Raw genomic sequence first — 20264 nt, 5'->3', positions numbered from 1 at the left:
AGCCCTCTCACATTCGGAAGACGCCGTAGCCGCGCGCGCCCTCGACCGGCGCGTTGTGGATCGCGGACAGGCACAGGCCGAGCACCGTACGGGTGTCGCGCGGGTCGATCACGCCGTCGTCGTAGAGCCGGCCGGACAGGAAGACCGGCAGCGACTCCGCCTCGATCTGCTGCTCGACCATCGCCCGGATCGCGGCGTCGGCGTCCTCGTCGTACGGCTGCCCCTTGGCGGCGGCCGACTGGCGGGCCACGATCGACAGCACCCCGGCGAGCTGCTGCGGTCCCATCACGGCGGACTTGGCGCTCGGCCAGGAGAACAGGAAGCGCGGCTCGTACGCCCGGCCGCACATCCCGTAGTGGCCGGCCCCGTAGGAGGCGCCCATCAGCACGGACAGGTGCGGGACCTTCGAGTTGGCCACGGCGTTGATCATCGTCGCGCCGTGCTTGATGATGCCGCCCTGCTCGTAGTCCCTGCCGACCATGTAGCCGGTGGTGTTGTGCAGGAACAGCAGCGGGGTGCTGCGCTGGTTCGCCAACTGGATGAACTGCGCGGCCTTCTGGGACTCCGCGCTGAACAGCACGCCCTGGGCGTTGGCCAGGATGCCCACCGGGTAGCCGTGCAGCCGGGCCCAGCCGGTGGCCAGGCTGGTGCCGTAGAGCGGCTTGAACTCGTCGAAGTCGGAGCCGTCGACGATCCGGGCGATCACCTCGCGCGGGTCGAAGGGCACCTTGAGGTCCCCCGGGACGATGCCGAGCAGCTCCTCCTCGTCGTACTTCGGCGGCTCGGCGAACCGGTCCGGGTCCGGGCCCGGCTTGCGGTGGTCGAGCCGGGCGACGATCCGGCGGGCGATCCGCAGCGCGTCCCGCTCGTCCACCGCGAAGTGGTCGGCCAGGCCGGAGGTGCGGGCGTGCATCTCGGCGCCGCCCAGCGACTCGTCGTCGGCCTCCTCGCCGGTGGCCATCCTGACCAGCGGCGGGCCGCCGAGGAAGACCTTGGCGCGCTCCTTGACCAGCACGGTGTGGTCGGACATGCCCGGCACGTAGGCGCCGCCGGCCGTCGAGTTGCCGAACACCACGGCCACGGTGGGGATTCCCGCGGCGGACAGCCGGGTGAGGTCGCGGAACAGGGCCCCGCCCGGGATGAAGATCTCCTTCTGGCTGGGCAGGTCGGCACCGCCCGACTCGACCAGGTTGACCAGCGGGAGGCGGTTGGTCAGCGCGATCTCGTTGGCCCGCAGCGCCTTCCGCAGGGTCCACGGATTGCTCGCTCCGCCGCGCACCGTCGGGTCGTTGGCGGTGATCACGCACTCGACTCCCTCGATCACGCCGATGCCGGTGACCAGCGCCGCGCCCACCGGGTAGTCGCTGCCCCAGGCCGCCAGCGGGGACAGCTCCAGGAACGGCGAGTCCTCGTCGACCAGCAGCTCGATCCGCTCCCGGGCCAGCAGCTTGCCCCGCCGGCGGTGGCGCTCCACGTACTTGGGACCGCCGCCGGCCAGCGCCTTGGCGTGCTCGCCGTCCAGGGCGGCCAGCTTGGCGATCATCGCGGCCCGGTGCTCGGCGTACTCGGGCCCGGCCGGATCGACACGGGTGGGCAGGGCGGTCACAGCAGAACCTCCGGAATGTCCACGTGGCGCGAGCGCAGCCACTCCCCCAGGGCCTTGGCCTGGGGGTCGAAACGGTGCTGGGCGGCGACGCCCTCGCCGAGCAGGCCGGCGAGGGTGAAGTTGACCGCCCTGAGGTTCGGCAGCAGGTGCCGGGCGACGGGCGACTCCGCCGTCTCGGGCAGGAGTTCGCGCAGCTTCTCGACGGTGAGGGTGTGCGCGAGCCAGCGCCAGGCGTCCTCGGTGCGGGCCCAGACGCCAAGGTTGGCGTCGCCGCCCTTGTCGCCGCTGCGGGCACCGAGCAGCATCCCGAGGGGGGCGCGGCGGGTCGGGCCCGGCGGCAGCGGGTCGGGCAACTCCTCATGAACATCGGCCGGTTGGCCGGTGACGGGGGCGGGCGGGACGGCGATCCGGCGGCCGTCCGGCAGTACGGCGGTGTGCTCGACCAGCTTGGCGTCCGCGTACGCGGCGCTGAACACCCCGTACGGCGCGCCCGGGCCGGGCGGGGCGGTGAGGTGGAATCCGGGGTAGCCTGCGAGACCCAACTCGACTGCTGCCTTGCCGAGTTCACGGCCGACCTTGGCCGGGTCCCGGTCGCGGGCGGTCAGCCGGAGCAGGGCCGAGGCGGCCTCCTCGGTGGGGGCGTCCGGGTGGTCGGTGCGGGCGAGGGTCCAGCGCAGCTCGGCCGGGCGGCCCTCGGGCGGCAGCGCGGCGGCGAACTGGCGTTGCACGAGGGCGGCCTTGGCCTCGATGTCCAGGCCGGTGAGCACGAACACCACCTCGTTGCGGTGGCCGCCCAGGCTGTTGCAGCCGACCTTCAGGGTGGGCGGCGGGGCCTCGCCGCGCACGCCGTCGATCCGCACCCGGTCCGGGCCGTCCTCGGTGAGCCGGACGGTGTCCAGCCGGGCCGTGACGTCGGGGCCGAGGTAGTGCGGTCCGCCGGTCTCGTAGAGGAGTTGGGCCGTGACGGTGCCGATCGTGACGGCTCCGCCGGTACCGGGGTGCTTGGTGATCACGCTGGAGCCGTCCGGGTGCAACTCGGCCAGCGGGAAGCCGGGGTGGTCCACGTCGTGCTCGCCGAAGAAGGCGTAGTTGCCGCCGGTGGCCTGGGCGCCGCACTCCAGCACGTGCCCGGCCACCACCGCCCCGGCGAGGGCGTCAAGGTCGGCGGCGGTCCAGCCGAAGTGGGCGATCGCGGGCCCGGCGACCAGCGCGGCGTCGGTCACCCGTCCGGTCACCACCACGTCCGCGCCCCTGGCCAGGCATTCGGCGATCCCGAACCCGCCGAGGTAGGCGTTGGCGGCCAACGCCCTCTCCGGCAGCCCGAGTTCCTCCCGGCGCGGCAGCAGGTCGTCGCCCTCGACATGGGCGACGGCGGTCGGTACCCCCAGGCGCTGCGCCAACACCCGCAGTTGCTCGGCGAGCCCGGCCGGGTTGAGGCCGCCCGCGTTCACCACGATCCGCACGCCCCGCTCCCGGGCCAGCCCGAGGCACTCCTCCATCTGGCGCAGGAACGTCCGCGCGTACCCGAGCGACGGATCCCTCAGCCGGTCCCGCGCCAGGATCAGCATGGTCAGCTCGGCGAGGTAGTCCCCGGTGAGCACGTCCAGCGGCCCACCCGTCAGCATCTCCCGCACCGCCGCGAAGCGGTCCCCGTAGAACCCCGAGGCGTTGCCGATCCGCAGTACCGAGCTCGTGCGCGCCAAAGCGCCTCCCCTGCCGGTGGGTTGACGACACCCCGCACGCATGCCGCCGCGCAGCAGCGTGGCACCGGCCGAAGAAAAAAGCAATCATGCCTGCTTGTTTCGCAGCGCCGACCCGAGCGGCGCCCGCTACCGCCCGCGTGGCCCCCGCGGGACCGGAACGGCGGGCCTCGGCGTCAGTCGGCCGTGGGCCGCCGGTCGCCGCCGACTGTGACCAGGCCGCTCTCGTAGGCGACGACCACGGCCTGGGCGCGGCTGCTGAGCGCGAGTTTGGACATCACCCGGTTCACGTGCGTCTTGACGGTGGCGGTGCTCACCACCAGGCTCTCGGCGATCTGGTCGTTGGTCAGACCCCGGCCGACGAGGTGGAGGACGTCCCGTTCGCGCGCGGTCAGCCCGTGCAGCGTGTCCGGGCGGCCGACGAGCGGCTCGGCCTGCCGGGCGAACGTCTCCACCAGGCGCCGGGTGACGGTCGGGGCGAACAGCATCTCGCCGTCCGCGATCTGCCTGACCGCGGCGAGCAGCCGCTCGGGCGGCGTGTCCTTGAGCAGGAACCCGCTGGCCCCGGCGCGCAGCGCCGCGTAGACGTACTGGTCCAGGTCGTAGACGGTCAGCATGGCGACCCTGGGCTTCGGCGGCGGTGCGGCGGCGAGGATCCGTTCCAGGGCGGCGATGCCGCTCATGCCGGGCAGCCGGATGTCCATCAGGACGACGTCGGGGGCGCAGCCGGCGGCCAGGTCGACGGCCTCCTCGCCGGTGGCGGCCTCCCCGGCCACCTCCAGGCCGTCGGTGGCCCGGACCAGGGCGGCGATTCCCGCCCGGATGAGCACCTGGTCGTCCACGATCAGTACCGATGTCACCGTCGCCGCCCCCTCGTCCCCGTGCCTCGACCGGTGCACGACGTCACGGATCGGTCGAGGTGACCGGCAGCGTGAACGCGACCTCGAACCCGCCGTCCGGGCGGGGGCCGGTGTGCACGGACCCGCCGTAGAGTCTGACGCGTTCACGGATCCCGATCAAACCGAGTCCGCTGCCCGGCACCGCCCGGCCGTTCCCGGGCCCGTCGTCGGTGATCCGGCCTTCGAGTCGGTCCGGCCGGTAGCACAGGTCGACGGTCGCGGTGGCGGGCCGCCCGGCATGCTTGATCACGTTGGTCAGCGCCTCCTGGACGACCCGGAACGCGCACAGGTCCACGCCGGGGGCCAGCATCCGCGCGGAGCCCGCCACGACGACCCGGACCGGCACGCCCGCCGCCCGGGTGCGCTCCACGAGCTCGCCGAGCTGGGCCAGACCGGGCGCCGCACGGTAGAGCCGCTCCTGGTCGCAGGGCACCTCCCCCGACACGCGCAGGACCTGGAGCAGTCCGCGCATCTCCTCCAGCGCCTCGCGGCTGGTCGCACCGATCGCGGCCAGGGCGGCCCGGGCCGCCGGCGGATCGGAAGCGAAGACGTACTCGGCGACGCCCGCCTGCACCGCCAGCGCCGACAGGTGGTGAGCGATCACGTCGTGCAGTTCCCGGGCGATCCGCACCCGCTCCTCCACCACGGCGTGCCGCGCCCGCAGTTCCTGCTCGCGCCGCAGCCGGTCGGTCGCCTCGGCCAGCTGGGCGTTCCGCTCGGCCAGGCGCCGGGTGCCGGTCGCGAAGATCCCCACGATGCCGAGCGCGATGACGGACTGCGCGACCGCGAGCTCCACCGACAGCCGCGCCTCCAGCCCGCTGGCGATCCAGGCGCCACCGGTCAGCGTCCCGGCCGCGACCGCCTCGCGCGGCGGCTGGCGGGCGATGACGGTGTAGCCCGCGAGCAGCGGCGGCCACACGTTCACCGAGGGCTGGAACCCGGCCCCGGTGTACACCAGCAGACCGGTGACGGACAGGACCAGTACGGGCCACGGGTGCCGCCGGCGCACCGCCAGCGGCAGTGCCACCAGGACGCACAGCCCGGCCGCCGCCAGGTCGAACGGCCGCCAGCCCTCCGCCCGGTAGCGGGCCTGGTAGGACTGCAGCCCGTACACGATGGTCACCACCGTGAGCACGACGGCGAGCGCGGTGTCCGCCTGCACCGGATCCACCCGCAGCCTCCGACCGATCAACCGCATCCCGGCAGGGTACGGACGGCTGCGGCCGGTGTCGTCAGCCCTGGGGTTGACCGCACCGGGCCCCGGAGCGGCAGCCGCTACCGCAGGGGTTTACCCGGCCGTTCGACCCTGGAGTTGACGCCGCGTCGGGGCCCGAACTGCCACGCTCTTCCCATCCACCGCGACCCCGCGGTGGCAACGGGAGGAAGCATGAGGAAGAAGCTCGCGGCGACGGTTCTCGGCGGGACGGCGGTGCTGGGGCTCGCGCTGGGCACCAGCCCGGCGTCGGCCGCATCGTGGCACTACGCCTGGTTCGACACCCACACCCCGACCACCGGCTGGTCCACCAAGAACATCGGCCTCGGACCGGGCGGAAGCAGTGTGCGGTTCGACGTGTGGTGCTCCGGCGGCGGCTCGTACAAGGTGGAGATCCGTAAGGCCGGCGTCGGCATCGGCGTCAGCCAGGCCGACCACGTGCCGTGCGACGGCCACTGGTACTCCGTCACCACCAAGCACCTGAACACCCGCTGGGCGTACTACGCCCACCTCAGCACCCACAACGGCAAGCGCCCGCTCCAGGTCGCGGCCTACTGGGGCTGATCGCCCGCGCGGTCCCTCACGACCGGCGCGACGCCACGGGGGACGAGGCGCCGGGGGTGCGAGGCGCCCGGGGGTGCGGGGCCGGGGGTGCGGGGGCCGAGGAAGGCCAGGACGTGTGCTCGATCGGGGGACGTCCTGGCCGACCTCGGCCACCGCGTCGGCGCAAGGGCGCGGTCGCGGGCTCAGATGTGGCCGGGGCCGGGAGGGGGGCCGCCGCTTCCCCAGGGGCCCGTGCCGAATATCCAGGCGCACAGGAAGAACAGGATGAAAGGCACCAACAGCAGGGTCAGGATCACGAACACGATCCGGTCGCCCATCGGTGGCCTGTTGTCATCCGGTCGATGCTCCGCCACGCGTCCCGCCCCTCTCCCGTCGCCGGTCACCGTGAGACCAACTCAACTTAACGCCCAAGGGCGTTGATGTCTCCGGTCGGAGCAGGGCGTTGCGTCCCGCGGGAGGGCGGGGCGATATTCCGTGCGCCGACTGCCCGCCGCTGGATAGCCTCGGCGGCATGACCTGGCTTCCTGCTGACTTCGTCCACCCCGTCCGCGTCCCGCTGCCCGGCGGGGCCCACCATCTGCGGCCGATCCGGGAGTCGGACGCGCCGATGGACTACCCGGCCGTGATGGGGTCGCGGGAGCGGTTGTTCGGCATCTTCGGACCCGCCTGGGGGTGGCCGTCGGAGACGATGACGGCGGAGGCGAACCGGGTTGACCTGGCGCGGCACGAGCGGGAGATCGCCGCGCACGAGTCGTTCAACTACGTGCTGTTGGACCGGGCCGAGACGGCGGTGCGCGGGTGCGTGTACATCGACCCGCCGGAGCGGGCCGGCGCCGACGCGGAGATCTCCTGGTGGGTGGTGGACGAGCTGGTCGGCAGCGAGGTGGAGCAGGCGCTGGACGCCCTGGTGCCCCAGTGGATCGCCGCCGACTGGCCGTTCCGGCGACCGCGCTTCCTGGGGCGGGAGATCAGCTGGCAGGACTGGCTGGCGCTGCCGGGTGTCCGGGGTGCCTGAACGCGCCCTGAGTTTCGGGACGGTCGCGGAGGCCTACGAGCGAACTGGACGCCGACATCACGGCGCACCTCGCCCGCCGCCGCTGATTCGTGGCTTCTGCCAGTACGCCCGCCCCGTCGGCCTGCGGAAGACTTCCCGGCGGAGGCCACGGCGCGTCCCGGGCCGTGGCCGCAGCAGACGGCCGCACAGGGCCGATCACAGGGGAGGACGGCGCGATGAGCGTGCACCAGTACGACCGGATCGGCGAGGCGTTCGAGGGCTTCAAGGCCCTGCCGTTGGTGCGGTACGGGGAGGTTCCGAGCGTCCTGGCGCTGGTCGGGGACGTGCGCGGCAAGACCGTCCTCGACCTCGCGTGCGGCACCGGTTTCTACAGCCGGGAGCTCCGGCGGCGCGGCGCCGCCGAGGTGCTCGGGATCGACATCTCCACCGAGATGATCGCCGCGGCACGGGCGTTGGAGGAGCGCGACCCGCTCGGCATCCGCTACGAGGTCGGCGACGTCGCCGAACTGCGGCCGCTGGAGCTGCAGTTCGACTCCGCACTGGCGGTGCAGTGCCTCAACTACGCCGAGGACGTGGCGGCGCTGGAGCGGATGTGCCGCAACGTCCACCGCAGTCTGGTGCCGGGCGGGGACTTCTTCGTGTTCGCCCAGAACCCCGACTACCGCTTCGACTGCGCGTCCCTGGAGCAGTACGGGTTCCGCTGCGAGCCGACCGGCGAGGAGGCCGGGGCTGGTCCGCGGGTGCGGGTCACCGCGCTGCTCGACCCCCAGCCGATCAGCATCGTCGCCACCTGTCCGCGCCGCGAGGTCTACGAGCAGTCCCTGCGGGCGGCCGGGTTCCACGACCTGGAGTGGGTGCCGCTGCGGATCTCCGAGGAGGGCCTGCGCGAGTTCGGCGAGGACTTCTGGGCGGACGCGCTCGCCCACCCGCCGCTGGAGCTGCTGCGCTGCCGCGCCTGAGCAGCAGTGGGACCGGCGCTCGCCCGATCGGGGGGTCGGGCGAGCGCCCTCGTGCGGGTGCCCGGCGGGGACCGAGAGGGACGGAGAGGGAACCGGTCAGGATTCGAGAAGCGCCCTCCCGGGGGCCGCGCCTAGCGTTGCGGTCATGAACGACATCACCATTCACTGGACCTTCCTCCCGCACACCGACCCCGAGGCCTCCCTGGCCTTCTACCGGGACCTGCTCGGCTTCGAGGTCCGCCAGGACGTCGGCGGCGGCCCGATGCGGTGGATCACTGTCGGCCCCGCGGACCAGCCCGGCGTCTCGCTGGTGCTGGAGCCGCCGTTCGCGGACCCGGGCATCACCGAGGACGAGCGGCGTACCATCACCGAGATGATGGCCAAGGGAACGTACGCGCGACTGGTGCTCGCCACCGCCGACCTGGACGGGGTGTTCGACCGGTTGAAGTCCGGCGGCGCCGAACTCGTCCAGGAGCCGACCCTGCAGCCGTACGGCATCCGCGACTGCGCCTTCCGCGACCCGGCGGGCAACATGGTCCGCTTCAACGAAGTGCGCTGAGTCGCCCGGGCCCGCCCCGACCGCCGGAAGGCCGGGGCGGGCCCCGACCCGCCCGTCCGGACAGCCCGCCGTCCGGAGAGGCCGCCGCCCGCAGACCGCAGACACCGCCAGGGAGCGAAGAACACGATGGCCGAGCCGCACGTCGCCGACAGCCACGACCTGATCAGGGTGCACGGCGCCCGCGAGAACAACCTCAAGGACGTCAGCGTCGACATTCCCAAGCGCCGGCTGACGGTGTTCACCGGGGTGTCCGGTTCCGGCAAGAGCTCGCTGGTCTTCGACACCGTCGCCGCCGAGTCGCAGCGGCTGATCAACGAGACCTACAGCGCCTTCGTCCAGGGCTTCATGCCCACCCTGGCGCGCCCCGAGGTGGACGTCCTGGAGGGGCTGACCACCGCGATCATCGTCGACCAGCAGCGGATGGGTGCCGACCCGCGCTCCACCGTCGGCACCGCCACCGACGCCAACGCGATGCTGCGCATCCTGTTCAGCCGGCTCGGCACCCCGCACATCGGCTCCCCCAAGGCCTTCTCCTTCAACGTCCCCTCGATCAGCGGCGCCGGCGCGGTGACCGTCGAGCGCGGCGGCCGGACGGTCAAGGAGCGGCGCAGCTTCAGCATCACCGGCGGCATGTGCCCGCGCTGCGAGGGCCGGGGCAGCGTCTCCGACATCGACCTCACCCAGCTGTACGACGACACCAAGTCGCTCGCCGAGGGCGCGATCCTCATCCCGGGCTGGAAGCCGGACAGCTGGTGGACGGTCGGCGTCTACGCCAACTCGGGCTTCCTCGACCCGGACAAGCCGATCCGCCGGTACACCAAGAAGGAGCTCCAGGACTTCCTGCACCGGGAGCCGACCAAGGTCAAGGTCAACGGGGTCAACCTGACCTACGAGGGCCTGATCCCCAAGCTCCAGAAGTCCATGCTGTCCAAGGACAAGGACGCCCTCCAGCCGCACATCCGGGCCTTCGTGGAGCGCGCCGTCACCTTCACCGCCTGCCCCGAGTGCGAGGGCACCCGGCTGAGCGCGGCCGCCCGTTCCTCGAAGATCGGGAAGATCAGCATCGCCGACGCCTGCGCGATGCAGATCAGCGACCTCGCCGACTGGGTGCGCGGGCTGGACGAGCCCTCGGTGGCGCCGCTGCTCACCGCGCTGCAGCAGGTGCTGGACTCCTTCGTGGAGATCGGCCTCGGCTACCTCTCGCTGGACCGCTCCTCCGGCACCCTCTCCGGCGGCGAGGCCCAGCGGGTCAAGATGATCCGCCACCTGGGCTCCTCGCTCACCGACACCACGTACGTCTTCGACGAGCCCACCACCGGACTGCACCCGCACGACATCAGCCGGATGAACGACCTGCTGCTGCGGCTGCGGGACAAGGGCAACACGGTGCTGGTGGTGGAGCACAAGCCGCAGACCATCGCGATCGCCGACCACGTGGTGGACCTCGGCCCGGGAGCCGGTGCGGCGGGCGGCTCGGTCTGCTTCGAGGGCAGCGTGGCCGGGCTGCGCGGGAGCGGCACGGTGACCGGGCGGCATCTGGCGGACCGAACCTCGCTGCGGGAGGCGGTCCGTACGCCCACCGGGAAGCTGGCGATCCGCGGCGCGGACACCCACAACCTGCGGAACGTGGACGTGGACGTCCCGCTCGGAGTGCTCACCGTGGTCACCGGGGTCGCGGGCTCCGGGAAGAGCTCGCTGATCCACGGCTCGCTCCCCTCGGAAGAAGGCGTGGTGTACGTCGACCAGGGCGCGATCAAGGGCTCCCGGCGCAGCAACCCGGCAACGTATACCGGGCTGCTCGACCCGATCCGCAAGGCCTTCGCCAAGGCGAACGACGTCAAGCCGGCCCTGTTCAGCGCCAACTCGGAGGGCGCCTGCCCGACCTGCAACGGCGCGGGTGTGGTCTACACCGACCTGGCGATGATGGCCGGGGTGGCCTCCACCTGCGAGGACTGCGAGGGCAGGCGCTACGACGCCTCGGTGCTGGAGTACCGGCTGGGCGGCCGGGACATCAGCGAGGTGCTGGCGATGTCGGTGACGGAGGCGGAGGAGTTCTTCGGCGCCGGGGAGGCGAAGCTGCCGGCCGCGCACCGGATCCTGGAGCGGCTCGCCGATGTCGGCCTCGGCTACCTGAGCCTCGGGCAGCCGCTGACCACGCTGTCCGGCGGGGAGCGCCAGCGGCTGAAGCTGGCCACCCACATGGGCGACAAGGGTGGGGTCTACGTCCTGGACGAGCCGACCACCGGTCTGCATCTGGCGGACGTCGAGCAGCTGCTCGGCCTGCTGGACCGACTGGTGGACTCCGGCAAGTCGGTGATCGTGATCGAGCACCACCTGGCGGTCATGGCGCACGCCGACTGGATCATCGACCTCGGCCCGGGCGCCGGGCACGACGGCGGCCGGGTCGTCTTCGAGGGCACCCCGGCCGCGCTGGTCGCGGCCCGCTCGACGCTGACCGGCGAGCACCTGGCGGACTACGTGACCGGCTGACGGGCCTGCTCCAGCGGGAGGCGCATCTCCAGGATCCGGGCGCCCTCGTCCAGCACGTACGGCGTCTCGCCGCCGGTGTACGTGAAGCCGCGCCGCCGGTAGAAGGCGGCGGCGCGGTGGTTGGCCTCGTGGACGCCGAGCAGCATCCACCTGGCGCCGCCGTCGCGGGCCCAGGCGATGACGGCGTCCAGCAGGGCGTCGGCGACGCCGCGGTCGCGGCCGCGGTGCGCCGGGTCGACCCAGACGCCGATCAGGTCGACGGTCTCGGCCTTGACGCTGGGGGTGCCGAGCATGGTGGCGACCCACTGGTCGGTGTCGTCCACGGCGACCAGGCCGATCCGGCCGGGCTCGTTCAGCCAGTCCGTCCGGGCCCGCCAGTTGCCCTCCCCCTGGATCCGGGCGTACTCGTAGGGCTCCCCGAACGCCATTGGGGTATCGAGGAGTTGGGCCAGCCGAATGGTGCGCAGCCGCTGCCAGTCCTCCCGGCCGATCCGCTCGATCCGGTACTCCATGCCGTCCCCCGTGGTACGAAAAGGCCTCCGCTGCCGGTGATCACCGGCAGCGGAGGCAGGATAGCCGGGCCGGGGTCATGGCCCGGCTCAACGGTCACCGGACCACATGGCAGCGGCCGGTGACACACCGATGAAGCGCCGCACCCCGCCCTGCCGGTCAGACCGCCTCGATGCGCTCCACGATCAGCTCGCACAGCTCGTGGGTGCGCAGCGCGTCGTGGGCGTCCAGCGTCTTCCCGGCCCGCACGGCGTCCAGGAAGGCCAGGACACACTGCTCGATCCCGCGCTGGCGGGCCACCGACACCCAGTCACCGCGCCGGCGCACGGTGGGCTGGCCGCGATGGTCGATCACCTCGGCCAGGTTGCGCACCTCGCGCTTGGAGTCGCCGCCGGAGACCTCCAGCACCTCCTCGGTGGAACCGGAGACCCGGTTCATGATCCCCAGCGCGGTGAACCCCTCCCCGCCGAGCGTGAGCACCACGTGCTCCACCAGGCCGTCCCGGTCCTTGCGGGCCCGGACGTCCACGTGCTCGACCTCGCCGGGCACCAGGAACCGCAGGGTGTCCACGACGTGGATGAAGTCGTCGAAGACCAGGGTCCGGGCGGCCTCGGCCAGGCCCTCGCGGTTCTTCTGCAGCACGATCAGGTCGCGCGGGCGCTCCAGCGCCTGCGCGTAGCCGGGCGCGTGGCGCCGGTTGAACCCGACCATCAGCGAGCGGCCGGTGCGGTCGGCGAGGTCGACCAGCTTGCGCGAGCCGTCCAGGGTGTGGTCCAGCGGCTTGTCCACGTACACGTCCACCCCGGCGCGGAGCAGCCGCTCGACGATCGGCACGTGCTGGTCGGTGACCGCGTGCACGAAGGCGGCGCGGATGCCGCTGTCGATCAGCTCGCCGAGGTCGGTGAACCGCTTCCCGTCCTCGACCCGGTACGTCTCCCCCAGCCGGTCCAGCTTCGCCCCGTCCCGGGTCATCAACCGCACATCCAGGCCCGGCAATCCGCCCAGGACCGGCAGGTACGCCTTCTGCGCGATGTCACCGAGCCCGATGACACCCACCGGAAGGGGGCCACCGCCAGGGACAGGGGTCGAGTTCATCAGCTTTCTCCACGGGTGCGCGCCGACAGCATCACCCCCACCCTATGCACCGGCTGCCGTGCGCCCCTCACCTGCCGCCGGCGGCCGGCGGGATGCCGCCCGGGGTACGGGCGCCCGGCGGCGGGGCGACCAGGCCGCGGGCCAGGAGCACGGGCCGGACGCCTCCGCCGAACCAGTAGGCCTCCTCCAGGTGCGGGTACCCGGAGAGGACGAAGTGGTCGATGCCGATGGCGTGGTACTCCTCGATCCGGTCGGCGACCTCCTCGTGGCTGCCGACCAGGGCGGTGCCCGCCCCGCCGCGGACCAGGCCGACGCCGGCCCACAGGTTGGGGTGGATCTCCAGCTTGTCCCGCGATCCCTGGTGGAGCGCCAGCATCCGCTGCTGGCCCACCGACTCGCTGCGGCCGAGCAGGCGTTGGGCGTGTGCCACCTCGGCGTCGCCGATGCCGTCCAGGAGCCGTTCGGCCTCCTGCCAGGCGTGCCGGGAGGAGTCGCGGGAGATGGTGTTCAGCCGGACGCCGAAGCGGATCTCCCGTCCCTCGGCCTCGGCGAGTCCCCGGATCCAGTCGATCTTCTGCTTGACCTGGGCCGGCGGTTCGCCCCAGGTCAGGTAGACGTCGGTGTGCCGGGCGGCCACCGGTCCGGCGGCCGCGGAGGAGCCGCCGAAGAAGACCGGGACCGTGGGAGCCGGCGGCACCGGCACGTGCGCACCGGTCACCCGGTAGTGGGCACCGTCGAAGTCGTACGGGGTTCCGGACCAGGCGCTGCGGACCACGGCGAGGAACTCGTCGGTCCGGGCGTAGCGGCTGTCGTGGTCCAGGTGGTCCCCGAAGCGGGCCTGTTCGTCGGCGTCGCCGCCGGTCACCACGTTCAGCAGGAGCCGGCCGCCGGTGGCCCGCTGGTAGGTGGCGGCCATCTGGGCGGCCAGGGTGGGCGAGATCAGTCCGGGCCGGAAGGCGACCAGGACGAACTCGCCGACGGTTCCGTCATGGTGGGCTTCCGCAGCGCCTCGACGGCGGTAATCATCCACCGGGAGACCGGTGACGTGACCTGGCGGCTCGGCCCCGACGTCCTCGCCCAGCAGCACTACCCGCACGAACTCGCCAACGGCACCATCCTCGTCTTCGACAACGGCTCCTACCGGCAGGGGACTTCGGTGCCGTACTCGCGGGTGGTCGAGGTCGACCGCGCCAGCCGGGCGGCCGTCTGGGAGTACCGCGACGACCCGCCGCAGAACTTCTACAGCCCGTACACGTCCAGCGCCCAGCGACTGCCCAACGGCAACACCCTGATCGCCGAGGGCTCGTTCGGCCGGATCTTCGAGGTCACCGCCGGAGGCGAGGTGGTCTGGGAGTACGTCGTCCCCCACTTCGGCTCGTTCGGTGAGGGCGTCGGCCTCGAATCCTCAAGCCGGGCCCAGAACGCCGTCTTCCGGGCCTACCGGTACGCGCGGTCGGCGATCGCATGGCTGCGCTCCGCACCCTGAAGGTAGCCGTTCGTCGGGTGGGCTCAGGCCCCCGAGGCGGCCGCCTCGGCGAGGGAGTCCAGGACCGGGCGGATCAGCGGGTGCCCGTCGGCACCGGCGCGCACGGCGGCGAAGACCCGGCGGGTGGCCAGTTCGCTGTCCACCGGGCGAACCGAGACCCGGGCCAGGTCGACCCCGCGCAGCGCCGAACGCGGCACCAGGGCGACGCCCGAACCGGCCGAGGCCAGGGCGACGACGGCGCGGAAGTCGTCCGAGGAGTGCAGCAGGCGCGGCTGGAAGCCGGCGTGCTCGCAGGCCAGCAGGACCACGTCGTGGCAGGGGTTGCCAGGGTAGGGGCCGATCCACGGCTCGTCGGCCAGCGCGGCCACCGCGAGCGGGCCCGACTCGGCGGCCAGCGGGTGGGCCAGCGGCAGGACGGCCTCAAAGGGCTCCGCGTACAGCGGGACCCGGGTGAGCCGGGCGTCGTCGGCGCGCGGGGCGCCCCGGTACTCGACGGCCACCGCGAGGTCGGCCCGGCCGTCCAGCACCATCGGCAGGCTGGCGTCGCCCTCGGCGTCCAGCACCTTGAGCCGTACGCCCGGCGCCCGGCCGGCGAGCAGCCCGATCGCGGGGGCCAGCACGTGCGAGATGCCGGTGGCGAAGGAGGCGACGGTGACCTCGCCCGCGACGCCCGCGCTGTACGCGGCGAGGTCGGCCTCGGCCCGCTCCAGCTGGGCGAGCACCGCGTCGGCGTGGCCGAGCAGGATCTCCCCGGCGGCGGTCAGCCGCACGCCCCGGCCCTCCCGGGCCAGCAGGTGGTGGCCGGTCTCCTGCTCCAGGGCGGCCAGCTGCTGGGAGACCGCGGAGGGGGTCAGGTAGAGGGCGGCCGCCGCGGCGGTCACGGTGCGGTGGTCCGCCACGGCCCGGAGGGTCCGCAGCCGTCGTGCGTCGATCACAGCCCAATTCTGCCAGCGTGCCGCGGCTGACCCGTTCGGGTGGGTCGCAGAGCGGTGGTACCACCCGTGGCGTATTTCGGGCGGAGATCGCTTCGGGCCGTTGACCGTCGCGCTCGGACGGCGCTTGGCTCGGGACCGAACCGGCGCCACCGTCGGGTTCACCTCCCGGGCGAGCAACCTCGTCCCGCAGCAGCCCGCGGCGACCACCACGACGGCGGGTGCGGGCACCGCGGAGCTGCTGGCCGGCCCGCGGTTCTACCCGTACTACGTCTGGAAGGCCGACACCGGCAGGATCACCGGCGCCAGCGCGGACGGCACCACGGGCGAGCTGAGCGGCGCCGGCGGCGACGCCCGGATCAGCCCCGACGGCCGGTTCGCCCTCTACGGCCTGCCGGTCTACGGCGCCGGCCGGCCCGGCAGCCACGGCATCCGGATGGACCTGTACGCCCGTGAGCTGGCCACCGGCACGATCACCCGGATCAACACCTTCCTGCCCGGCACCACGACCACCGAGGGCGCCTACGACCCCGCCGTGACCGCGGACGGCCGCTGGGTCTACTTCGACTCCGGCGCCGACAACCTGGTGCCCGGCGACACCAACCAGCAGAACGACGTGTTCCGCCGCGACCTGCGCACCGGGCGGGTCGAGCGGGTCACCGCCGCCCAGGACGGCTCGCAGAGCACCGGCGGCTCCGACAGCCCGTACGTCGACGCCACCGGCGACACCGTCGTCTTCACCGCGGAGGACGCCAACCTGGTGCCGGGTGACAACAGCACCTACCTGGACGTGTTCCTGCGCCGGCTGTGACCCGCCCGGCGCGGGTGCCGGGCCGCCACCCGCCCCCTCCCGCCGGGTTTCCCGGGACCGCTCGGCGGCGCCCGCACCGGACGCCGCATACGACTGTTGACGTATTTTCCGACCGGATTCATCTCAGCTGTTGACCACCGGCCCCGGCGCGACCGGGGCCAGGACGACTGCCGCTTCCCGAACCAGGACCTCAGCGAACCGGCAGCGAGACCTCCGCCGGACCGAAGGTCACCGTGCTGCCCTTCGGCGTCTCGCCGCCGTACAGCTCGTCGTGGGTGCCGAGCACCAGCGTGAGCCGGTGGCCGGCCGGGAGGTCGTACGCGGTGGGGAACAGCGTGACGTCCAGCGGGAAGGGCTGCCCCGCCGGGCGTCCGCTCCAGCTCTGCGGGGCGTGCGCGATCAGCCGGCCGACGCCGAAGGCGTCCGTGTCGTAGAGGTACGCGACGGCCGTGCCCTGCGGCGCGGAGGCGGTGACGGTGGTCCGCACCCGGACGGCTCCGCGCACGGGGAGGCCCTGCCGGTACGGCCCCGCCTGCCGGACGGCCGCGGCGTCGCGGTCCAGCAGGGGCACCAGGGCGGTCGGCGGCTGGTGCAGCCACTGGTCGACCAGGCCGGAGAGCAGGACGACGCCGCCGCTCGCGCCGGAGGACCGGTCGCCGCGCACGGTGGACGTCTCGCCGAAGGACAGCTGCTCGGTGCGGGAGCCGACGGAGCTCCAGTCCGGGTACGCCTCGTGGGCGCCGGTCGGGCGGACCTCCAGGTCGACTCCGGTCCGGCTGCCCCCGGCGCCCTTGAGGTAGTGGTCGAGCCACGCGCGGGCGCCGTCCCAGGTGTCGTTGGAGAAGCCGAGCAGGCCGGTGAACTCCTGGCTCGCGTGGTCTCCCGGGCGCAGTTCGAGTCGCTTGGGGACGGTGAGCTTCCGGTAGAAGTCCGTCATCTGCCCGGGGTTGAAGAAGCTGTCGCTCCAGCCGTTGGCGAGGTAGACGGCGGTGCCGTGGGCGTTGATCCGGTCCAGGTAGGTGGCCGGTGAGCGGACGTTCGCCCACTTGACCACCTCGGGCAGGTCGCGGTCGGCGAACAGGTCGTCCAGGGCGGTCGCGAACTCCGGGCTCTTGCGGCCGGTCAGGCCCTCGATCGTGGCCAGCCTGGTGGCGGCCTGGGTGTGCCGGGTCTGCCCGCTGTACAGCGCGTCGGTCAGGTCCGCCCAGCCGCTCAGCGAGGCGACGGCCTTGATCCGCGCGTCGAACGCGGCGCCGAGGAGGGTGAGGCCGCCGCCGAGCGACAACCCGACCATGCCGACCCGGTCGGGATCCGCCGGGGTGTGGGCGAGCGCCCAGTCGATCACCGTCGAGATGTCGGCGACGTCCTTGGGCCCGGCGACGTCCACCTCCCCGCCCGAGCCCCAGAACCCGCGCACGGTGTACGTCACGACGACGTACCCGGCGGCGGCGAAGCGGTGGCCCTGGGCGACGTACTCCAGGTCGTTCTGCCCCCAGCTGGCCGGCTGCACCACCACCGGGTAGCGCCCCTGGGCGTCCGCGCCCGGCGTCCCGGCGGGCGGGGTGAACACGTCGGCCTTGAGGACGACTCCGTCCCCGGCGGTGATGTCGGCCAGCCGGAAGCCGTCGAGCGCCGACGCAGTGGCACCGAACGCGGGCGCCCCGGCGGCGGGTTGGGCCGCGACGGCGGAGGGGGCCGCCACCGCCCCTGCGCCGAGCCCGAGCGCCGCGACGAGGAGGGCGCTCACTGCCCGGTGTCGGCTGGTCCGGCGGGGTCGTGCCATCACACTCTGCTCCCTTGTTTCACTCGATGTGATCACGGCGAGCCTAAGATCTTCCGTCAGCGCGGGGGAGGTGATGATCAGCCAAATTACTGGCCGGTAACGTCGGGTGGCGACGGTGACGCGCCGGGAACCGCGAACGGGGGTGGGACACCGGCGCGGGCCGGCGTCCCACCCCCGAAGCGGGAGGGTGGGGCAGGTGGTTCTGGAGCCGTGCGGCAGTGGTGAATCGATTCGCCACTGCCGCAACGCACTTGTGAGCCCGCGGGCCGGTCCGGTTCCGAGCGGTCCGGCCCGCGGGCGGTCTGGGGACCCCCTCAGCGGGAGGTCAGTCGCCCAGCGCGGCGCGGGCGTCCACGAAGGCGGCGACGGCGCGCTCGACGTCCTCGGTGGAGTGCGCGGCGGAGAGCTGCACCCGGATCCGGGCCTGGCCGTGCGGGACGACCGGGTAGGAGAAGCCGATCACGTACACGCCGCGCTCCAGCAGGAGTTCGGCCAGTCGGCCCGCCTTCGCCGCGTCGCCGATCATCACCGGGGCGATCGGGTGGTCGCCCGGCAGGATCTCGAACCCGGCCTCGGTCATCTTCGTACGGAACAGCGCGGTGTTGGCCGTCAGCTTCTCGCGCAGCTCGTTGGAGTTCTCGACCAGGTCGAGCACCTTCAGCGAGGCGGCCGCGATCACCGGGGCCAGCGAGTTGGAGAACAGGTACGGGCGGGAGCGCTGGCGCAGCAGGGCGACGATCTCACGGCGGGCGGCGACGTAGCCGCCGGAGGCGCCGCCGAGCGCCTTGCCCAGGGTGCCGGTGATGATGTCCACCCGGTCCATCACGCCGTGGAGTTCCGGGGTGCCGCGGCCGCCCGCGCCGACGAAGCCGACGGCGTGCGAGTCGTCGACCATGACCATGGCGTCGTAGCGGTCGGCCAGGTCGCAGATCTCGCGCAGCGGGGCGACGTAGCCGTCCATCGAGAAGACGCCGTCGGTGACGATCAGTCGGCGGCGGGCGTCCTGGGTCTCCTTGAGCTGCTGCTCGAGGTCGGCCATGTCGCGGTTGGCGTAGCGGTGGCGGCGGGCCTTGCTGAGCCGGATGCCGTCGATGATGCTGGCGTGGTTGAGCGCGTCGGAGATGACGGCGTCCTCGGCGCCGAGGACGGTCTCGAAGACGCCGCCGTTGGCGTCGAAGCACGAGGAGTAGAGGATGGTGTCCTCCTGGCCGAGGAAGGCCGAGAGGCGGTCCTCCAGCTCCTTGTGCACGTCCTGGGTGCCGCAGATGAACCGGACCGAGGCCATCCCGTAGCCCCAGCGGTCCAGCGCGTCCTTGGCCGCGGCGAGCACCTCGGGGTGGTCGGCCAGGCCGAGGTAGTTGTTGGCGCAGAAGTTCAGCACCTCGCCCGGACGGCCGCCGCCCGTGACGGTGACCGCGGCGCTCTGCGGGGTGCCGATGACCCGCTCCGGCTTGAAGAGGCCGGCCTCGCGGATCTCGTCGAGGGTGGCGGCGATGTCGGCGCGCACGTTGTCGAACACAACAGGCTCCTTTGGCGTCAGCGGGGTGCTCAGGCGGTCCAGTCGAGGATGATCTTGCCGCAGTTGCCGCTCGCGGCGTCGTCGAAGGCCGCCTCGAAGTCGGTGGCGGCGTAGCGGCCGGTGATCACCGGGCTGAGGTCCAGGCCGCCCTCCAGCAGCACGGACATCGCGTACCAGGTCTCGAACATCTCGCGGCCGTAGATGCCCTTGATGGTGATCATCGAGGTGACGACCGAGGCCCAGTCGACCGGGAACTGCTCGGCCGGCAGGCCCAGCATGGCGATCTTCCCGCCGTGGGTCATGTTGGCGATCATCGACTGCATCGCCTCGGGGCGACCGGACATCTCCAGGCCGACGTCGAAGCCCTCGCGCAGGCCCAGCTTCTGCTGGCCCTCCTCGATGGTGTGCTCGGCGACGTTGAGCGCCAGCGTCACGCCGACCTCGCGGGCCAGGTCGAGGCGGTACGGGGACACGTCGGTGATCATCACGCTGCGGGCGCCGGCGTGCTTGGCGACGGCGGCGGCCATGATGCCGATCGGGCCGGCGCCGGTGACCAGCACGTCCTCGCCGACCAGCGGGAAGGACAGCGCGGTGTGCACGGCGTTGCCGAAGGGGTCGAAGATCGCGGCCACGTCGAGGTCGACCGGCACCCGGTGCACCCAGACGTTGGAGGCGGGCAGCGCCACGTACTCGGCGAAGGCGCCGTCGCGGTTGACGCCCAGGCCGATGGTGTTGCGGCACAGGTGGCGGCGGCCGGCCAGGCAGTTGCGGCACTTGCCGCAGACCAGGTGGCCCTCGCCGCTGACCAGGTCGCCGATCGCGATGTCCGCGACGCCGGCGCCGATCTCGGCGACCTCGCCGACGAACTCGTGGCCGAGGACCAGCGGGGTCCTGATGGTCTGCTGCGCCCAGCCGTCCCACTTGCGGATGTGCAGGTCGGTGCCGCAGATGCCGGTCCGCAGCACCTTGATCAGCACCTCGCCGGGGCCGATCTCCGGCTTGGGGACGTCCATCAGCCAGAGCCCGGGCTCGGCGTTGTGCTTGACGAGTGCCTTCACGGGCGACGGCTCCTGACGTGCGGGGCGGGGACGGCCTCGGGGTGTGGGCCGAGGGGCGCGGTTCG

At 72.8% G+C, this 20264-nt stretch carries 19 protein-coding genes; 7 read left to right on the top strand and 12 right to left on the bottom strand.

Going from position 1 to position 20264, the window contains the following annotated elements:
- Window positions 1-7 precede the first annotated feature (7 nt).
- From HS99_RS17195 to HS99_RS17180, 4 genes are all read right to left on the bottom strand, one after another.
- Window positions 8-1606, bottom strand: a complete 1599-nt coding sequence (locus HS99_RS17195; RefSeq protein ID WP_030278827.1) for an acyl-CoA carboxylase subunit beta — start codon at window positions 1604-1606, stop codon at window positions 8-10.
- On the bottom strand, window positions 1603-3309 hold the full coding sequence (locus HS99_RS17190; RefSeq protein ID WP_030550699.1) for an acyclic terpene utilization AtuA family protein: 1707 nt from the start codon (window positions 3307-3309) through the stop codon (window positions 1603-1605). Before HS99_RS17190 ends, HS99_RS17195 begins: the two co-directional genes overlap by 4 nt.
- A gap of 173 nt (window positions 3310-3482) precedes the next feature.
- Window positions 3483-4166, bottom strand: a complete 684-nt coding sequence (locus HS99_RS17185) for a response regulator (protein ID WP_030550701.1) — start codon at window positions 4164-4166, stop codon at window positions 3483-3485.
- Between the two features lie 43 nt (window positions 4167-4209).
- Window positions 4210-5403: a sensor histidine kinase gene (locus HS99_RS17180; RefSeq protein WP_078938633.1), complete on the bottom strand. Its 1194-nt coding sequence runs from the start codon at window positions 5401-5403 to the stop codon at window positions 4210-4212.
- Window positions 5404-5592: 189 nt separating this feature from the next.
- On the opposite strand from HS99_RS17180, the gene HS99_RS17175 reads away from it, so the two are divergent.
- Window positions 5593-5982, top strand: a complete 390-nt coding sequence (locus HS99_RS17175) for a hypothetical protein (protein ID WP_030278844.1) — start codon at window positions 5593-5595, stop codon at window positions 5980-5982.
- A gap of 182 nt (window positions 5983-6164) precedes the next feature.
- Here the strand turns inward: HS99_RS17175 and HS99_RS47825 are convergent, their stop codons facing one another.
- Window positions 6165-6299, bottom strand: coding sequence for a hypothetical protein (locus tag HS99_RS47825; RefSeq protein ID WP_267885508.1), 135 nt, complete (start codon window positions 6297-6299; stop codon window positions 6165-6167).
- 194 nt (window positions 6300-6493) lie between these two features.
- On the opposite strand from HS99_RS47825, the gene HS99_RS17170 reads away from it, so the two are divergent.
- From HS99_RS17170 to HS99_RS17155, 4 genes are all read left to right on the top strand, one after another.
- Window positions 6494-6997, top strand: coding sequence for a GNAT family N-acetyltransferase (locus HS99_RS17170; RefSeq protein ID WP_030550705.1), 504 nt, complete (start codon window positions 6494-6496; stop codon window positions 6995-6997).
- A 215-nt stretch (window positions 6998-7212) separates the two neighbouring features.
- The gene (locus tag HS99_RS17165; protein ID WP_030550707.1) at window positions 7213-7956 is read left to right on the top strand and encodes a class I SAM-dependent methyltransferase; all 744 of its coding nucleotides are present in this window, start codon (window positions 7213-7215) and stop codon (window positions 7954-7956) included.
- Between the two features lie 145 nt (window positions 7957-8101).
- Window positions 8102-8515: a VOC family protein gene (locus tag HS99_RS17160; RefSeq protein WP_030278851.1), complete on the top strand. Its 414-nt coding sequence runs from the start codon at window positions 8102-8104 to the stop codon at window positions 8513-8515.
- A 126-nt stretch (window positions 8516-8641) separates the two neighbouring features.
- Window positions 8642-11005: an ATP-binding cassette domain-containing protein gene (locus HS99_RS17155; RefSeq protein WP_030278853.1), complete on the top strand. Its 2364-nt coding sequence runs from the start codon at window positions 8642-8644 to the stop codon at window positions 11003-11005.
- Here the strand turns inward: HS99_RS17155 and HS99_RS17150 are convergent.
- The 3 genes from HS99_RS17150 to HS99_RS46755 all read right to left on the bottom strand — a co-directional run bounded on the left by HS99_RS17150 (window position 10990) and on the right by HS99_RS46755 (window position 13706).
- On the bottom strand, window positions 10990-11517 hold the full coding sequence (locus HS99_RS17150) for a GNAT family N-acetyltransferase (RefSeq protein ID WP_030278855.1): 528 nt from the start codon (window positions 11515-11517) through the stop codon (window positions 10990-10992). The two genes, HS99_RS17155 and HS99_RS17150, sit on opposite strands and share 16 nt — an antisense overlap.
- A 157-nt stretch (window positions 11518-11674) precedes the next feature.
- A complete protein-coding gene (locus HS99_RS17145; RefSeq protein ID WP_030550709.1) occupies window positions 11675-12610 on the bottom strand; it encodes a Gfo/Idh/MocA family protein in 936 nt (311 codons plus the stop codon).
- Window positions 12611-12677: 67 nt separating this feature from the next.
- On the bottom strand, window positions 12678-13706 hold the full coding sequence (locus tag HS99_RS46755; protein WP_370863262.1) for an LLM class flavin-dependent oxidoreductase: 1029 nt from the start codon (window positions 13704-13706) through the stop codon (window positions 12678-12680).
- Here HS99_RS46755 and HS99_RS46750 point away from each other — a divergent pair.
- Window positions 13599-14096 carry an arylsulfotransferase family protein gene (locus tag HS99_RS46750; RefSeq protein WP_232543017.1) on the top strand — a complete coding sequence of 166 codons (498 nt, stop codon included), beginning with the start codon at window positions 13599-13601 and terminating at the stop codon, window positions 14094-14096. The genes HS99_RS46755 and HS99_RS46750 overlap by 108 nt on opposite strands.
- A 23-nt stretch (window positions 14097-14119) precedes the next feature.
- Here HS99_RS46750 and HS99_RS17130 read toward each other — a convergent pair whose 3' ends face one another.
- On the bottom strand, window positions 14120-15031 hold the full coding sequence (locus HS99_RS17130; protein ID WP_030278864.1) for a LysR family transcriptional regulator: 912 nt from the start codon (window positions 15029-15031) through the stop codon (window positions 14120-14122).
- A 124-nt stretch (window positions 15032-15155) separates the two neighbouring features.
- Between HS99_RS17130 and HS99_RS17125 the strand changes: the two genes are divergently transcribed.
- On the top strand, window positions 15156-15839 hold the full coding sequence (locus tag HS99_RS17125; protein ID WP_141763744.1) for a TolB family protein: 684 nt from the start codon (window positions 15156-15158) through the stop codon (window positions 15837-15839).
- A gap of 190 nt (window positions 15840-16029) precedes the next feature.
- Here HS99_RS17125 and HS99_RS17120 read toward each other — a convergent pair whose 3' ends face one another.
- From HS99_RS17120 to tdh, 3 genes are all read right to left on the bottom strand, one after another.
- Entirely contained in the window at window positions 16030-17622 is a 1593-nt protein-coding gene (locus HS99_RS17120) for a CocE/NonD family hydrolase (protein WP_030550717.1), read from the bottom strand.
- Between the two features lie 325 nt (window positions 17623-17947).
- Window positions 17948-19141 carry a glycine C-acetyltransferase gene (locus HS99_RS17115; RefSeq protein WP_030278873.1) on the bottom strand — a complete coding sequence of 398 codons (1194 nt, stop codon included), beginning with the start codon at window positions 19139-19141 and terminating at the stop codon, window positions 17948-17950.
- Between the two features lie 29 nt (window positions 19142-19170).
- Window positions 19171-20199, bottom strand: coding sequence for an L-threonine 3-dehydrogenase (gene tdh / locus HS99_RS17110; RefSeq protein WP_030278875.1), 1029 nt, complete (start codon window positions 20197-20199; stop codon window positions 19171-19173).
- Window positions 20200-20264 lie beyond the last annotated feature (65 nt).

Origin of the sequence: Kitasatospora aureofaciens (assembly GCF_001188955.3) — a bacterium.
GTDB classification, from domain to species: domain Bacteria; phylum Actinomycetota; class Actinomycetes; order Streptomycetales; family Streptomycetaceae; genus Kitasatospora; species Kitasatospora aureofaciens.
Note: the sequence above shows the minus strand (reverse complement) of the source record. Positions and strands in the feature narration are given on the sequence as shown.

Bases quoted from the DNA above. Each gene is read 5' to 3' on its own strand.
- HS99_RS17180 (WP_078938633.1), bottom strand. From the start codon at position 5,403: ATGCGGTTGATCGGTCGGAGGCTGCGGGTGGATCCGGTGCAGGCGGAC.
- HS99_RS46750 (WP_232543017.1), top strand. From the start codon at position 13,599: ATGGTGGGCTTCCGCAGCGCCTCGACGGCGGTAATCATCCACCGGGAG.
- HS99_RS17160 (WP_030278851.1), top strand. From the start codon at position 8,102: ATGAACGACATCACCATTCACTGGACCTTCCTCCCGCACACCGACCCC.
- HS99_RS47825 (WP_267885508.1), bottom strand. From the start codon at position 6,299: ATGGGCGACCGGATCGTGTTCGTGATCCTGACCCTGCTGTTGGTGCCT.
- HS99_RS17175 (WP_030278844.1), top strand. From the start codon at position 5,593: ATGAGGAAGAAGCTCGCGGCGACGGTTCTCGGCGGGACGGCGGTGCTG.
- HS99_RS17155 (WP_030278853.1), top strand. From the start codon at position 8,642: ATGGCCGAGCCGCACGTCGCCGACAGCCACGACCTGATCAGGGTGCAC.
- HS99_RS17145 (WP_030550709.1), bottom strand. From the start codon at position 12,610: ATGAACTCGACCCCTGTCCCTGGCGGTGGCCCCCTTCCGGTGGGTGTC.
- HS99_RS17165 (WP_030550707.1), top strand. From the start codon at position 7,213: ATGAGCGTGCACCAGTACGACCGGATCGGCGAGGCGTTCGAGGGCTTC.
- HS99_RS17120 (WP_030550717.1), bottom strand. From the start codon at position 17,622: ATGGCACGACCCCGCCGGACCAGCCGACACCGGGCAGTGAGCGCCCTC.
- HS99_RS17150 (WP_030278855.1), bottom strand. From the start codon at position 11,517: ATGGAGTACCGGATCGAGCGGATCGGCCGGGAGGACTGGCAGCGGCTG.
- HS99_RS17170 (WP_030550705.1), top strand. From the start codon at position 6,494: ATGACCTGGCTTCCTGCTGACTTCGTCCACCCCGTCCGCGTCCCGCTG.